Raw genomic sequence first — 14,584 nt, 5'->3', positions numbered from 1 at the left:
CATTTTCGACAGCGCCGAGGTTCGGCGCTGTCGTATTCCGGCTATTTTCAAGCCGCCTTGGCTTTCTTTGCTTCGGCCTTGCGGCGCACGTCCGGCGGTGTCGCCTCGACGGCTAGGCTCTCGACGGCGGCGTCGAGCCCCATCGAAACCTGGTCCTGGCTGCCGAGGCGGCGGATATTGACCGTGCGCTCCTCGGCCTCCTTCTTGCCGCAGACGATGATCACCGGCACCTTGGTCACCGAGTGCTCGCGGATCTTGTAGTTGATCTTCTCGTTGCGGAAGTCGGTCTCGACGTTGAGACCGGCATCACGCAGCGCCTCGGCCACCTCAAGCCCGTAGGCATCGGCTTCCGAGGTGATCGTCGCCACCACCACCTGCAGCGGCGAGACCCAGAGCGGCATGTGGCCGGCGAAGTTCTCGATCAGGATGCCGAGGAAGCGCTCCATCGAGCCGCAGATGGCGCGGTGGATCATTACCGGCTGCGTCTTTTCGGAGTTGCTGTCGATGTAGAAGGCGCCGAAACGTTCCGGCAGGTTGAAGTCGACCTGCGTCGTGCCGCACTGCCATTCGCGGCCGATCGCATCCTTCAGCGTATATTCGAACTTCGGACCGTAGAAGGCGCCCTCGCCGGGCAGGATGCCGGTCTTGATGCGGCCTTCCGACTGAGCCTCGATCGTCTTCAGCACATCGGTCATGACGGCTTCGGCGCGATCCCAGAGTGCATCGGAACCGACGCGCTTTTCCGGACGGGTCGAAAGCTTGACGACGATTTCCTTGAAGCCGAAATCTTCGTAGACCGACAGGATCAGATCGTTGATCTTCAGGCACTCGGCGGCCATCTGCTCGTCCGTGCAGAAGATGTGCGCGTCGTCCTGCGTGAAGCCGCGCACGCGCATCAACCCGTGCAGCGCGCCCGACGGCTCGTAGCGATGCACCAGGCCGAATTCCGCGAGGCGGATCGGCAGCTCGCGATAGGACTTGAGGCCATGCTTGAAAATCTGCACGTGGCCGGGGCAGTTCATCGGCTTCAGCGCGAAGACGCGGTTGTCCGCTTCCTTGTCTTGCGGGTGCGTCATCGCATGCGCCGATTTCACGGCGAACATGTTTTCCTGATACCAGCCCCAGTGACCCGAGGTTTCCCAGAGAGATGTGTCGAGCACCTGCGGCGCGTTGACCTCCTGGTAGTCGGCGGCCAGCCGTCGGCGCATATAGGCGACGAGCGTCTGGAAGATGCGCCAGCCCTTGCCGTGCCAGAAAACGACGCCCGGGCCTTCCTCCTGGAAGTGGAAGAGGTCCATTTCGCGGCCGAGCTTGCGGTGATCGCGCTTCTCGGCTTCCGCCAGCACATGCAGGTAATTGTCGAGATCGGCCTGGTCGGCCCATGCCGTGCCGTAGATGCGCGACAGCATCGCGTTGTTGCTGTCGCCGCGCCAATAGGCGCCGGCAACCTTCATCAGCTTGAATGCGGTGCCGACCTGGCCGGTGGAAGCCATATGCGGGCCGCGGCAGAGATCGAACCAGTCGCCCTGATGGTAGATCTTCAGATCCTGCCCTTCGGGAATCGCGTCGACGAGTTCGACCTTGTACTGCTCGCCCTTGGCGGCAAAGACTTCCTTGGCCTTCTCGCGCGACCAGACCTGCTTGGTAAACGGCGCGTTGCGGGCGATGATCTCCTTCATCTTCTTTTCGATCTTCGGCAGATCGTCGGGCGTGAAGGGTTCGTTCTTGGCGAAGTCGTAGTAGAAGCCGTTCTCGATGACGGGGCCGATCGTCACCTGCGTGCCGGGCCAGAGTTCCTGCACGGCTTCGGCCATCACGTGCGCGGCGTCATGCCGAATAAGCTCGAGCGCGCGGCCATCCTTGCGGGTGATGATCTCGATCTTGCCGTCGGTGACGGCATCGGAAAGGTCTTGCACGGTGCCGTCGATCGCAATGGCGACAGCGCTCTTGGCAAGCGACTTGGAAATGGATTCGGCGACATCCTTGCCGGTCGCGCCAGCCGGGAAGCTGCGCACCGAACCATCGGGAAATGTCAGGGAAACGAATTGGGACATCGAAATTCTCCTTGTCCAGTCCCGCCAACGAATGCGGGTGGTTGAAACGGAAGCGTCATCGCTGTGGGATGCGCTGTCGCCTGATACTGAGATTTGCCGCGGGAGTAAAGAAGAAGCCGGCCTACATGATCATCTGAGCGAGACCGCAGACCGTATTCCAGTTGCGCATCGTTCCGATGCCGAGCCGCTTGGTCGTCAGCGCCGAAAGCAGCTTGGACTGGCTCGGCTTGCCGGCAAAATCGATCCAGAGATCGCCGCCGACGACGGCGATGCGCTGACCTTCCGCCATCAGCGGTTTAAGCGCCTCCACCTTCTCGGGATCGATCGGCAGGCGCATCACCCGGACGATCACCTGATCGCCGCTGCCATCCCTGAAGGGATTGGTGCCGCAGAGCGCCATCCAGGTGCAGTCGCTGCGCACGATGATGTCGACGTGTTTGCCGAACTTCTCTTCGAAGGCCTCTTCCAGCGCGACTTCGAGTTCGTGCGGCCGCACGTCGTCGGCTTCGAAGACGAGATTGCCTGTCGAAACCAGCGTGCGCGGCTCCCGATAACCGAGCTCTTTGGCAAGCGCGCGCAAATCTTCCATGATGACGCGCCGGTCGGGCGTCAGGACGATGCTGTGCAGGAGCGCTACGAACATGCTCATCACCCTCACCCCTTCTTGCGCCCGAGGGCGAGATAGCGCCACGGAGTCCACCAGCGAAAATCGTCGCCAAGCCTCTCGGGCACCTGGTCGAGGCCGCTGGTGCCGCCCGGGCCGCAACGGCCGACGCGGAAGAGCGTCATCCAGCCGCCTGCCCAAAGGCCGTGGCGGGCGATCGACTCGTAGCCATATTCGGAACAGGTCGGGATATGGCGGCAGGAATTGCCGACAAAACCGGAAAGCGTAAGTTGATAGAAACGGATGAGTCCCATGCCGAGAAGGCGGTCGGGAGTTTTCCGGAAGGGGCCGGCATAGTTGCGGGACCGGTGTGCCGGCGCTTCGCGCGCCTTTTCGGGGCCGGCGGCGCCGCCGTCGTCCTCATCGCCGATCTGCTGGGCGCAGAACTCGCACATCTCGCTTACGCCTCGACAACTTCCGTCCGTTTTGCCTCGATCTGCCCGATCGCATCGACGACGGCATCGAAGGTCAGCATCGTCGAGGCGTGGCGGGCCTTGTAATCCCGCACCGGCAGCAGGTAGCGCATGTCTTCGAACCGCCCGACGGGGCCTTGCCCATCCGCCTTCAACATGGCGAGCATGTCCTCGCGTGCCTGGCGCACCTCGACCGATGTCGCGCCAACGACATGGCGGGCCATGATCGAGGAAGACGCCTGCCCGAGCGCGCAAGCCTTCACGTCATGAGCAAAACCCGTCACCGTATCGCCGTCCATCTTCAGCCAGATCCGCACCTTCGAGCCGCAGAGCTTGGAATGGGCCTGGGCGCTCGCATCGGCGTCCGAGAGCGTCCCGGTCAACGGAATATTACCGGCGAATTCGAGGATCTTGCTGTTGTAGATGTCGTCCATGCTGGATTCCGCTCCAAAATCGCTGCGGATTGGCCGTTTTTTCAGCCTGTTATTATCGTTGAAACAAAAAACACACCGTGTCCTCTAAGGATACTTACATAGCACGGCCGTCTTCCTATATGTATGTCGTTCGAAGGCCATGAAAATGCAATGGCCTCGTGTAAGTTTGATTGGGAAACCGTGCCGGACGGGCTGAATGGCCCTGAAAGCCCCGGAGCCTGCCAAAGGTGCAAGAATTCCCGAATGGGACTGACCAGTGGCAATTCCGACAGATGGGTCCGCGGTGCGGACCAGGAGACCATTGATCATGGACGCCATCGTGAAGAACTTTCCGCAGACGAACCGCGAGTCCGACCGCCCCTCCCAGCAGGAGGCGGAGGAAGCCGTTCGCGTTTTGCTGCGTTGGGCCGGTGACGATCCGACGCGCGAAGGCCTGCTGGAAACGCCGGCCCGTGTCGTCAAATCCTATCGCGAGCTTTTCTCCGGCTACGATATGGCGCCGGAAGACGTGCTCGGCCGCACCTTCGAAGAGGTCGCCGGCTACGATGACATGGTCCTCGTCAAGGACATTCCCTTCTATTCGCATTGCGAGCACCACATGGTGCCGATCATCGGCAAGGCCCACGTCGCCTACATGCCCGATGGCCGCGTGCTCGGCCTGTCGAAGATCGCCCGCGTGGTCGAGATTTACGGCCGCCGTCTGCAGACGCAGGAAACCATGACCGCGCAGATCGCCCGGGCGATCGACGATATCCTTAATCCGCGCGGCGTTGCGGTGATGATCGAGGCTGAACATATGTGCATGGCGATGCGCGGCGTTCAGAAGCAAGGCTCGAACACATTGACGACGACATTTACGGGAACGTTCAAGACCGAGCCGGCCGACCAGGCCCGTTTCATGAGCATGGTGCGGAGCCGCTGATACCGGCTCCCTCAGGAGGGCCGCGATGGGGCAACTGATCTTCAATCAACCGTCCGAGGACAAGTCCGCCTTGGAAGACGCCGGCGATTTCACGCCGCGTTTCGACGATCGCGGCCTGATAACTGCGATCGTCACCGATGCCGGCGACGGCGAGCTGCTGATGGTGGCGCATATGAACGCCCAGGCGCTGGCGCTGACCATCCAGACCGGCACGGCCCACTATTTCAGCCGATCGCGCGGCAAGATCTGGAAAAAGGGCGAGACTTCGGGCAATCTCCAGACTGTCAAGGAAATCCGCACCGATTGCGATCAGGACGCCATCTGGCTGAAAGTCGAGGTCGCCGGTCACGACGCCACCTGCCACACCGGCAGGCGCTCCTGCTTCTACCGGACGGTCACCCTTCAGGACGGAAAGCCGATGCTCGATATCGTTGACGACGAGCGTCATTTCGATCCCAAGGACATCTACGGAAAATAGCCCGAATTCCCTGACAATTGTCCCTTATTGCGCCAGAAACCGCCTCTATATACGATTTGGAAACGGATCGGGCACACTATCGGAAATCACGTGTTCTGCTGGGAGGGGAGAGCGCCATGCTGAGCTGGAGTCTGCATCGTCAAAGCTCTGAAGGCGAGGGTTCCGGCTCCGGCATGTCCACCACACTCGAAACGATCCCTCCCCCCGCGCCTGCAAAAAAAATCAAGATCGCGCTTGCGCTTGGCGGCGGTGCGGCTCGCGGCTGGGCCCATATCGGCGTGCTGCGTGCGCTCGACGAGGCCAAAATCGAGATAGGCATGATCGCCGGCACCTCGATCGGCGCGCTGGTCGGCGGCTGTTATCTCGCCGGCAAACTCGATGAGCTCGAAAGCTTCGCCCGCTCGCTGACCATGCGCCGCATCGCAAGCCTGCTCGATCTCACGATCGGCGGCAGCGGCCTCTTCGGCGGCATGCGGCTGACCAAACGCATGCAGGAACATCTCGAAGGCTTCAACGTCGAGGATCTCGACCGGCCTTTCGTCGCGGTCGCGGCCGAGGTCAATACCGGCCACGAAGTCTGGATCGCCAATGGTTCGCTGATCACGGCGCTGAGGGCTTCCTATGCCCTGCCCGGCATTTTCGAGCCGGTGCGCAGCAATCACCGCACGCTGGTCGATGGAGCGCTGGTCAATCCGGTTCCCGTCTCCGTCTGCCGCGCTTACGAGCAGCTGCTCGTCGTTGCCGTCAATCTCAATTATGATCTCTACGGCCGCTCTGCCGTCGTCCGGCATAATGCCAGCCTCTCGCCGCAGGAAGTTCAGAAGCAGGAAGAGGCGCCCTATGCGCGGCTCGGCATGACCGGCGTCATGGTGCAGGCCTTCAACATCATCCAGGATAGGATTGCCCGCGCCCGCCTTGCCGGCGACCCGCCTGATATCTCGCTGCAGCCGCGTCTAAGCGACATCGGCCTTTCCGAGTTTCACCGGGCCGGTGAAGCGATCGAACGCGGCTATGAGGAAGCCAGGGCCAGACTCCCCGAAATCAAGCGCATGCAGGAAGTCTACGCCAGCCATCCCTGATGCAGACGTCGTCCCAAGGCGGCTTGGGACAACGGCACGGAACGAGGCAACGAAACCTCACCCGGCGATATAGGCCTTAATTTCCTCAGCCTCACGCTCGACCGCGGCGATACGCGACTTCACCACGTCGCCGATCGAGATGATGCCGGCAAGCTTGCCGTTGCTTTCCACCGGCACGTGACGGAAACGGCGGCTGGTCATCAGCTCCATCAACTCGTTGACGGTCGTCTCCTCGTGACAGCGATAGACCTTCGACGTCATGACCTGGGAGAGCGGCTGATCGAGGCTCTCCTTGCCGTGCTTGGCAATGGCATGCACGAGATCGCGCTCGGTGAACATGCCAGAAATCCGGTTTTCCATGCCGACGACCACGATGGCGCCGATCTTCTTCTTGCTTAGAATGGCGGCCGCCTCGGCAACGGTGGTATTCGGCGCGGCGGTGACGACGTCCCTACCCTTCAGGTCGAGGATTGCTTTGACTGAACTGGTCATTCGAACCTCCTATGTCCGTGAAACAAGTGTCACAGGCATCCGCGGCAGTTTCTCCCCCCATCGCGGATCGTTCGATCGTGCACCGCCCGGCTCAGGATTGCAACAGATCCTTCTCCGCTTCGGCAGGTTCCACAGGCGGGCGCGGCGCCCGGTCGAAAAGCGCAAACAGGAGGAAGCCGAAGAAGAAGCCGCCGATATGCGCATCCCAGGCGATTTCCTGACTGCCGTCGCCGACAAGCGGGACGCCGACGGCAATCAGCGCATTGCCGAACAGCCAGAACAGCATGAAGATGACGACGGTCCGGCTCCTCATCGCCTCGAAAATGGAAAGCCGCGCATTGAGATGCGCTGGCTGCATCGGCTGCCGTTCAGGCGGGAAAGCGAATCGGCAGGCCGCCCCCATCAGTCCGGAAATGACGCCGGACGCGCCGATCAGCAGCGATATGTTCCCCCAGTTCAACGCCGTGTGCAGGGCTGCGGACGCAACGGAAGAAAAGAGCCAGAAGAGCACGAAGCGCAGCGTGCCGATGCGGCGCACGACCGGCGCGCCGAAGGCCATCAGCCAGACGGCATTGAAGACGATATGTTCGACGCCGCCATGCAGCAGCGAATAGGTGACCGGCGTCCAGAACAGTTCCGGCCCCTGCTGCGACAGCGGGATCAGATAACGTGCGGGAATGAAACCGAAGGTGAAAAGCAGCCACTCCACCGCATCGTCGGACAGCACCAGCGCCTGCACCGCATAGATCGCGACCAGCAGGCAAAGGCTGAAGAACAGCGCCGGCGGAAGGTTGAAGACCGGTACGCGTGGCGGCTGTGCCGGCGGCTGGCCCCTTGGAGGTTCGGGCACAGTGTTCGGCTCGGCCGTCTGCTCGTTCATCTGTATTTCGCCTCGTTGAGGCCACAGCCATACAGGAGCGCCTGTCAAAAAAAAAGCCGCCCGGAGTGTCGGACGGCATACCGGGATCCCAAGGAAAGACTTTGGCCCGGTCAGGCTGTGCAGAACTTCGAAAGTCGAAGCGATGTGAAACAGTGTCACGACGGGCATTGCAGCTCAACCGAAACCATTCGTTAACCTTACCGGCCCGGCTTTGGCATGAAATCCGCATGGTAAAGCCTGTAAGGGCCATGAGGGCCTGAAATTGCTCCGGAATGGGACAGGTTGGTGTGAAATGCGTTTACAAACGACCATCGAAATCTTCGACTACTGGAATCGCATCCGCGGCACTGCTGATGCGCCGTTGAAGTCACAAGTCGAACCCTCTGCCGTCCCCCATCTTCTCCAGAGCCTCTTCATTCTGGAGATGCGCGAAGGCAGAGACATCGGCTTCCGGCTTGCCGGCACACGCATCTGCGATCTCTTCGGACGCGATCTGCGCGGCGAGCGTTTCTCGTCGCTATGGGCGCATGGTCAGCATATGGATATCGAACGCACGGCGATGGGCGTCATGGACCATGCCATGCCGGCGCTGTTCAATGCCACCGGCTACAGCACCGTTGGTCACCAGGCCTCCTTCGAGATCATCATGATGCCGCTGCGTTCACAGGACGGCGCCTGCGACCGGCTGCTCGGCGCAATCACGCCGACCGCCGCCGCAAGCTGGCTGGAGATCGTGCCGCTCGAATTTCTGGCGCTCGATCGCAGCCGTCTGCTGCCGACACGTTTCGGCAAGGCTGCGTCGGTCGAGATGCGTCCGATCAACAAGATTGTCGCCGGCAAAAGCGCCCGTTTCGGCCAGGTCATGCGCCGCATGGTGTCGCACCTGCTGAGCGCGGAGGCACGCTGACTGTCCCGTTTCGGAACATCTGGCATACTCGTTTTCGGCTATACGGGAATAAGGCGAAACAACCTTCTGTTAATGGATTGCGGGTAATGATCGGACTCTCAGATTTGATGAAGAAGCCCTTTGATGCACTCGTTCCAGCCAGCACAGACGCAACGACCTGCGCCGCGCCCTGAACAGGGCGTTTTTCAGCGTGTGCCCATCAACATGCAGGGCCGGCTGATGCTTGCGAACTACGAAGAATTCGAATGCATGGTGATCGACATGTCGCCCGGCGACATGTACGTCACCTGCATCGGCCGGCCGCGCGCCAATGAGCGCGTCGTCGCCTATATCGACCATCTTGGCCGCGTCGAAGGTTATGTCCAGACGCTCGATGGCCGCGGCTTCACCATGTCGATCAACGCGACCGAACGCAAGCGTGAGAAGCTCGCCGCCCAGCTCACCTGGCTTGCCAACAAACACGAGCTGGGCCTGCCCGAGGATCGCCGCCACGACCGTCTGACGCCGCGCGACGTGAAGACCGAACTCACGCTCGATGACGGCACGCGCTATTCCTGCCGCATCATGGACCTTTCGCTGTCAGGCGCCGCCATCGACGTCGAAATGCGCCCGTCGATCGGTACGGCGGTGCGTCTCGGAAATATGCGTGGCCGTGTCGTGCGCCATTTCGTCGAAGGCGTCGCGATCGAATTCCTCTCGATCCAGTCCCGCGAGACGCTGCGCGAATTCCTCTAGGCTGTCTTTTACTCGTCACCAATATGGTGGATAAGGTTCGTTTCCTCGCTTGGGCGCGCCGATGTCATCTCTCTATCCTGAGATCGAACCGTATGATCAAGGCCTGCTCGATACGGGCGACAGCAACCTGATCTATTGGGAGGCCTGCGGCAATCCGGCAGGCAGACCGGCGCTCGTGCTGCATGGCGGGCCGGGCTCCGGTTGTTCGGCTGCTGCGCGGCGGCAGTTCGATCCCGACGCCTATCGAATCATTCTCTTCGATCAGCGCAATTGCGGCCGCAGCCTGCCAAGTGCCGCCGATTCCGAAACCGACCTCTCCCTCAACAACACCTGGCATCTCGTTGCCGATATCGAGCGGTTGCGGATCCATCTCGGCATCGACAGCTGGCTTCTTTTCGGCAATTCCTGGGGCGCGACGCTGGCGCTCGCCTATGCCGAAACCCACCCCGAGCGCGTCTCAGCCATTGTGATTGCGGGCGTGACCACGACGCGGCGCTCTGAAATAGATTGGCTCTATCGCGGCATGGCGCCCCTCTTTCCCGAGGAATGGCACCGTTTCCGTGAGGCCATTCCGTTGGGCGGTCAGGACCGAGGAGGCGATCTGGTTGCCGCCTATCACCGTCTCCTCAACGATCCGGACGCCGAGACGCGCCTCAAGGCGGCACGCGACTGGCATGCGTGGGAAGCAGCCCCGATCCTGCTTGCCGACCCCGCAGGCCTGCCGTCCCGGTGGTCCGATCCGGCCTTTCTGCTGACGCGTGCCCGCATCATCACCCATTACTTCGTGCATGGCGCATGGCTGGAAGAAGGCGCACTTTTGAAGAACGCCGGGCGGCTTGCCGGCATTCCAGGTATCCTCCTCCAGGGGCGATTCGACATCGAGGCGCCGCTTGTCACCGCATGGGAACTGGCGCGCGCCTGGCCGCAGAGCGAGCTCAGGATCCTTCCGCGTGCAGCCCATTCCACAGCGAAGCCGGATATGAGTGCGGCAATCGTCGCCGCCACCGATCGATTTCGCGATTTTTCTCAAAAATAATTTTCCGTCGAAATCAGGGAAGTGAGCGATATTCCGGTTCTGAACCGGCCGAATCGATCCGTCTCGACAGTATTCGCCCGCCGACCAGCCACCATTGGCAGCCCCGCGGCAGTTTATCCGGCTCAGCAAAATCCTTAACGCGGGAATGGCGATGCAAGCCTTTCACGAAGGAAAGCCTTGTTGCGGATGTTTCAATTTTAATCGAATTCGAGACAAATCCGCTTCAAATTTTATGCGCATTCGAGATTGTTTTTAGTCAAGATTTATCGGCATTTGAATCAACTAAGCCTTTAATTCTATTGCGTAATTTTCCGTGAGATAAAAACGTGTGTGCCATTGTCGTCCCAACTTACGGGGAGACGGCAATGACAAGTGCGAATATCCTGAAAGGCGGCTTTTTGGCCGGTGCGATCATGATGGCAATGGCGGGTTCGGGACAGGCGACGCCCGCCAGCATGGCCCTGGCAGGCAATGCCAGCCCGCCGATCGGACACTATGAATTCTGCAAGGCGAACCCGAAGGAATGCGCCTATTCCGGCGGGGATGCCGGACCGGCCATTCTCACCGAGGACCGCTGGAAGGAAATCCTCAAGGTCAACTACACCGTCAATTCGTCGATCCAGCCGGAAACGGATGAACAGATCTACGGTGTCGAAGAGCGCTGGGCCTATCCGACCACCGTCGGCGACTGTGAGGATTATGTCCTGCTGAAGCGCAAGATGCTGATCGAGGACGGTTTCTCGCCGTCCGACACGCTGATCACCGTCGTGCTGCAGCCGAACGGCGAAGGCCATGCCGTGCTGACCGTCCGCACCGACCACGGCGATTTCATCCTCGACAACATGCGCAACAAGGTGCTGCTCTGGTCGGATACCGAATATACCTATCTGAAGCGCCAGTCCGCCAGCGATCCGGGCCGCTGGTCGAAGCTTCAGGACGGCCGCGCTGAGGCGGTCGGCAGCGTCAAGTAAGAACAGGCCGCCGGCAATACCGGCAGAAGGCCTCGGCCCGGTCAGTCCCCGCATCCCGTCCCCGACCGGTGCCCAAGAGCCGTTCCCGCTGTCCCGGGAACGGCTCGCCCTTTTTTGGCACAGGCGTTTCATTCCCTGGAAGCCCGCCCCCTGAAATTTTAGCGAAGTATTAACCTTGCCGGTCCGATCATGCCGATGAGATTCATCATCGGCGCCGGCGGCTCATGTTCTTCCTGCGGCGGGCCGAAACGCGAAGAACCGCCATGAGCCACGCCGTGCAGAGCGCACCCGACGAGCAGCCGCTTCTTTCCATGGGCTTCCTCCTCCGCACCATGGCGGTGGTCGCCGTCCTTGCCGTGCTGACCGTTGCGATCAGCATTGGCGGGCGCTGGTTCGGCCGGCATATCTCGCTTGCCGGCAACACCGACAGCACCGCCGAGATCACGCTGACCATCGGCCGCGATACCGTCAAATTTCCCGAGAACGCCATCCGCTTTCCAAGCCAGAGACATGATGGCGCCGCCGAACGCGTCGACCTCTATCTCGCATGGCCGGAAATGCGGGGGTACGGCAAGGAAAATCATCTCCGATTCGATGATGTCTCCCAATCCTCCGGCCTGATCTTCCTGCAGATCGCCCAGAGCACGATGTCGCGCGACATGTCCGGGCGTCTGGAGCCGATCTATTCCCATCTGCTCGAAGGAGCGGCCGAGCCGTTTCGCGACGGCTTGACGCTGCATCGTCTGCGCGCCGACGCGGGTTATGGCGACGAGGTACTGCTGACGGCCCCCGCCAAGGATGGACCGGATTACGTCGTGCGCTGCATATTGCCTTCAGCCCCCGACAACGCGGCGAGCGGAGATTGCCAGCGCGATATCAAGGTCGGCAAGGATCTCAGCGTGCTTTATCGCTTCTCCAGCAGCCATCTCGGTGACTGGGAACATATTGATGCCGCTATCCGGACTTTTGTGGAGGCGCGTCTTATGAACCGTTCTGCGACAAGTCCCTAAAATGCTTCCCGGACAATGAAATAAACGATTCATCATAAACGGATTGGTAACGCCCAATCGGTAATTTCAAAAGACGGACTGTGCGGCGGGGGGTGTGTGCGGTTCCCGCCAAATAACTGAAATGCAAGCGAAGAGTGGAATAGTGTCAAGGTCAGTCTCCTCCGTATCATCGTCCCGATCCGGCAGTTTTGTCGCAAAGCTGCTGGCGATCCTTTCGGTGGCTGTCACGATCGTCCTGGTCGATTCGGTAGGCGCCGAAGCGAAAACGGCCAATCCGAAATATGCCGGCATCGTCGTCGACGCCAAGACCGGCAACGTTCTCTACAGCGAGAATGCCGACCGGCTGCAATATCCCGCTTCGCTGACCAAGATGATGACACTTTATCTGGTCTTCGAAGCCTTGGAGCAGGGTCGCATCCGTCTCGATACGCCGGTTCCCTTCTCCGCTCATGCTGCAGCCCAGGCGCCGACGAAGCTCGGCGTGCGCGCCGGCGGCACCATCACCGTCGAGCAGGGTATTCTCGGTCTCGTCACCCTGTCCGCCAATGATGCTTCGACCGCCCTCGGCGAAATGCTGGCCGGCAGCGAGGATCGCTTCGCTCAATTGATGACCGCTAAGGCGCACGCTCTCGGCATGACGCGCACGACCTATCGCAATGCCAACGGCCTGCCGAACACGGCGCAGATGACGACGGCGCGCGACCAGGCTCGTCTCGGCATCGCCCTTCGTCAGCATTTCCCGCAATATTACGGCTATTTCTCCACCCGCGCCTTCAAGTTCGGCAGCCGCACGATCCGCAGCCACAACCGCCTGGTCGGTTCAGTGCGCGGCGTCGATGGCATCAAGACCGGCTATACCCGCGCTGCCGGCTTCAATCTGGTGAGCTCCGTGCAGGTGGACGGCAAGTCGATCGTCGGCGTCGTCATGGGCGGCACTTCGACGCCTGCCCGCGACGCCCAGATGCGCAACCTGATCGCGACCTATCTGCCGAAGGCATCGAGCCGCGGCGGGTCCTCGGGGCTGATCGCTCAGGCAGCCCCTGCCCCTGCGCCGGCGATCATCGAAACGCCCGCTCCCGTTATGCCGAAGAAGACGCCGCAGCAGGTCGCAAAGACGATTACATCGGCGCAGCCGCCGGTTTCTGCTGCCGCCGCCGATCTCAGCCTGCCGCATAAGGGGCCGCTGCCGGATGCACGCTATCAGGTCGCCGAGACCGAAGTCGCCTATGCCGAGACCGCTGCGCCGAAAACAGACAACCCGCTGGTGACACAGGCAATGCCTGCGCCGACCAAGGTCAAGACCTCGACTTTCAAGCCGCAGGCTCCGGCCGCTGCTCCGGCGGAACAAGGCGATAGCGGCGTCGATCACGTCACGACCGCTTCGACCAGCGCCGCTTCGACGAATGCCGGCCCGACCGGCTGGGTCGTACAGGTCGGCGTTTCGCCAAGCCGTGAGATGGCGATGGACCTGCTGGAAGGCGCCAAGAACAAGGGCGGCAAGGCGCTGGCCTCGGCAAAGCCCTTCGCAGTCGCCTACGGCGCTGGCAGCGACCAGGTCTACCGTGCGCGCTTCGGCGGCTTCGACGATCAGCGTGATGCCGTCAACGCCTGCAAGGCCTTGAAGAAGGCCGGCGTCAAGTGCTGGGCGGCTGCCCAATGAGGAATTCGATGCTGCCCACAGAAGTGCCGGCGGCATCGGTGACGGCCGGAATCGGTGTTTGCGTTTCCGGCCACCATTTTTGAACTCGATCAGTATTGCTTACGGGGAAAACAATGGCGATCAATGAGAATGTTCCGGGAACGCCTTCAGAGCGCCGCGCTGCGGCCAGGACGCGTTCATCCTTGCATCCTCTGCACGAGGCGGCGATGCGCCTTGCCGAAATCGGTTTGCAGCGGCCGAGGGCGAAATCGCCGAAGACCCGGGATCTCATCAATCTGCTGCTTTGCCATGGCGCCCGCGCCTGGCGCTATTCCCAGCCGGAAGCCCGCATTCATCTGCATGTGACCTCGCCGGACGGCAGCGCGCCGGTGCAACTGCGTCTGCGCTGAGTTTTAGAGCAGGCCGAGTTCGGTAAGTTCGCGGCGAAGGTCGGCCGGCATTTCCGCAATGCCGGCGCCAAGGCTCGTCAGGTCCGGCGGCACGTCGTCCTGCACGTAGTAGCGCCAGCCCTGGAAAGGACGCTTCGGCTGCACGGCGGTCTCGATGACCTCAGGTCCGAGCATCAGGCGGCAACGCGAAATCCCCTCGCCGTCCGTGAAGGTCTCAATGTCGAGCAGCTTCTGGCGCGCCTGCACCTGCCCCTTGATCACCCAATAGAGCGAGCCGCCGTCGAGCAGATCCTCCATGCGCTTGGGCACCATGCGCGTCGTGTGCACCGAATGCGGCTCTAGCCCGGCGGCGATGGCGCGCAGCGACCGTTCCGCCACCCATTCGCGCAGATCGTCGATCGAGTCGGCGCCGACACAGAGTTTGATGAGATGCAATGCCATGCCGCCGTTGAAATCCTTT

The 14,584-nt window shown here is 61.4% G+C and carries 17 protein-coding genes; 10 read left to right on the top strand and 7 right to left on the bottom strand.

Annotated features, from left to right (window positions below; translation table 11 throughout):
- Window positions 1-47: 47 nt before the first annotated feature.
- The 4 genes from thrS to ATY76_RS08500 all read right to left on the bottom strand — a co-directional run bounded on the left by thrS (window position 48) and on the right by ATY76_RS08500 (window position 3,565).
- Window positions 48-2,054: a threonine--tRNA ligase gene (thrS, locus tag ATY76_RS08515; RefSeq protein WP_088674323.1), complete on the bottom strand. Its 2,007-nt coding sequence runs from the start codon at window positions 2,052-2,054 to the stop codon at window positions 48-50.
- A gap of 121 nt (window positions 2,055-2,175) precedes the next feature.
- Entirely contained in the window at window positions 2,176-2,703 is a 528-nt protein-coding gene (locus ATY76_RS08510) for a DUF1697 domain-containing protein (protein WP_088674322.1), read from the bottom strand.
- Window positions 2,704-2,708: 5 nt separating this feature from the next.
- A complete protein-coding gene (gene yidD / locus ATY76_RS08505; RefSeq protein WP_088674321.1) occupies window positions 2,709-3,113 on the bottom strand; it encodes a membrane protein insertion efficiency factor YidD in 405 nt (134 codons plus the stop codon).
- A 5-nt stretch (window positions 3,114-3,118) separates the two neighbouring features.
- Complete coding sequence (locus ATY76_RS08500; RefSeq protein WP_088674320.1) at window positions 3,119-3,565, bottom strand: iron-sulfur cluster assembly scaffold protein; 447 nt, start codon at window positions 3,563-3,565, stop codon at window positions 3,119-3,121.
- Window positions 3,566-3,872: 307 nt separating this feature from the next.
- Between ATY76_RS08500 and folE the strand changes: the two genes are divergently transcribed.
- From folE to ATY76_RS08485, 3 genes are all read left to right on the top strand, one after another.
- Window positions 3,873-4,487: a GTP cyclohydrolase I FolE gene (gene folE, locus ATY76_RS08495; protein WP_088674319.1), complete on the top strand. Its 615-nt coding sequence runs from the start codon at window positions 3,873-3,875 to the stop codon at window positions 4,485-4,487.
- A gap of 25 nt (window positions 4,488-4,512) precedes the next feature.
- Window positions 4,513-4,965 (top strand): phosphoribosyl-AMP cyclohydrolase, encoded by a 453-nt coding sequence (gene hisI, locus ATY76_RS08490; protein ID WP_088674318.1) that lies wholly within the window; start codon window positions 4,513-4,515, stop codon window positions 4,963-4,965.
- Between the two features lie 116 nt (window positions 4,966-5,081).
- Entirely contained in the window at window positions 5,082-6,044 is a 963-nt protein-coding gene (locus tag ATY76_RS08485; RefSeq protein ID WP_088674317.1) for a patatin-like phospholipase family protein, read from the top strand.
- 57 nt (window positions 6,045-6,101) lie between these two features.
- Here ATY76_RS08485 and ATY76_RS08480 read toward each other — a convergent pair whose 3' ends face one another.
- Together ATY76_RS08480 and ATY76_RS08475 are read right to left on the bottom strand one after the other, a co-directional pair.
- On the bottom strand, window positions 6,102-6,536 hold the full coding sequence (locus ATY76_RS08480) for a CBS domain-containing protein (protein WP_088674316.1): 435 nt from the start codon (window positions 6,534-6,536) through the stop codon (window positions 6,102-6,104).
- 91 nt (window positions 6,537-6,627) lie between these two features.
- Complete coding sequence (locus ATY76_RS08475; RefSeq protein ID WP_088674315.1) at window positions 6,628-7,416, bottom strand: rhomboid family intramembrane serine protease; 789 nt, start codon at window positions 7,414-7,416, stop codon at window positions 6,628-6,630.
- A 262-nt stretch (window positions 7,417-7,678) separates the two neighbouring features.
- Between ATY76_RS08475 and ATY76_RS08470 the strand changes: the two genes are divergently transcribed.
- From ATY76_RS08470 to ATY76_RS08440, 7 genes are all read left to right on the top strand, one after another.
- Window positions 7,679-8,323 carry a PAS domain-containing protein gene (locus tag ATY76_RS08470; protein WP_088674314.1) on the top strand — a complete coding sequence of 215 codons (645 nt, stop codon included), beginning with the start codon at window positions 7,679-7,681 and terminating at the stop codon, window positions 8,321-8,323.
- A gap of 123 nt (window positions 8,324-8,446) precedes the next feature.
- The gene (locus tag ATY76_RS08465) at window positions 8,447-9,058 is read left to right on the top strand and encodes a PilZ domain-containing protein (RefSeq protein WP_088674313.1); all 612 of its coding nucleotides are present in this window, start codon (window positions 8,447-8,449) and stop codon (window positions 9,056-9,058) included.
- Between the two features lie 61 nt (window positions 9,059-9,119).
- On the top strand, window positions 9,120-10,094 hold the full coding sequence (gene pip, locus ATY76_RS08460) for a prolyl aminopeptidase (protein ID WP_088674312.1): 975 nt from the start codon (window positions 9,120-9,122) through the stop codon (window positions 10,092-10,094).
- A 365-nt stretch (window positions 10,095-10,459) separates the two neighbouring features.
- Window positions 10,460-11,065: a transglutaminase-like cysteine peptidase gene (locus ATY76_RS08455; RefSeq protein WP_088674311.1), complete on the top strand. Its 606-nt coding sequence runs from the start codon at window positions 10,460-10,462 to the stop codon at window positions 11,063-11,065.
- Window positions 11,066-11,289: 224 nt separating this feature from the next.
- Window positions 11,290-12,075, top strand: coding sequence for a hypothetical protein (locus ATY76_RS08450; RefSeq protein ID WP_088674310.1), 786 nt, complete (start codon window positions 11,290-11,292; stop codon window positions 12,073-12,075).
- A gap of 121 nt (window positions 12,076-12,196) precedes the next feature.
- Window positions 12,197-13,735, top strand: coding sequence for a D-alanyl-D-alanine carboxypeptidase (locus ATY76_RS08445; RefSeq protein WP_088674309.1), 1,539 nt, complete (start codon window positions 12,197-12,199; stop codon window positions 13,733-13,735).
- A 113-nt stretch (window positions 13,736-13,848) separates the two neighbouring features.
- The gene (locus ATY76_RS08440) at window positions 13,849-14,124 is read left to right on the top strand and encodes a hypothetical protein (RefSeq protein WP_088674308.1); all 276 of its coding nucleotides are present in this window, start codon (window positions 13,849-13,851) and stop codon (window positions 14,122-14,124) included.
- A gap of 3 nt (window positions 14,125-14,127) precedes the next feature.
- Here ATY76_RS08440 and ATY76_RS08435 read toward each other — a convergent pair whose 3' ends face one another.
- Window positions 14,128-14,565 carry a DUF1489 family protein gene (locus ATY76_RS08435; protein WP_088674369.1) on the bottom strand — a complete coding sequence of 146 codons (438 nt, stop codon included), beginning with the start codon at window positions 14,563-14,565 and terminating at the stop codon, window positions 14,128-14,130.
- Window positions 14,566-14,584: the final 19 nt, after the last annotated feature.

The organism is Rhizobium sp. R339 (assembly GCF_002211395.1).
Classification (GTDB): Bacteria; Pseudomonadota; Alphaproteobacteria; order Rhizobiales; family Rhizobiaceae; genus Rhizobium.
The sequence above is the reverse complement of the archived record's forward strand: the minus strand, read 5'-3'. Positions and strand labels throughout refer to the sequence as shown.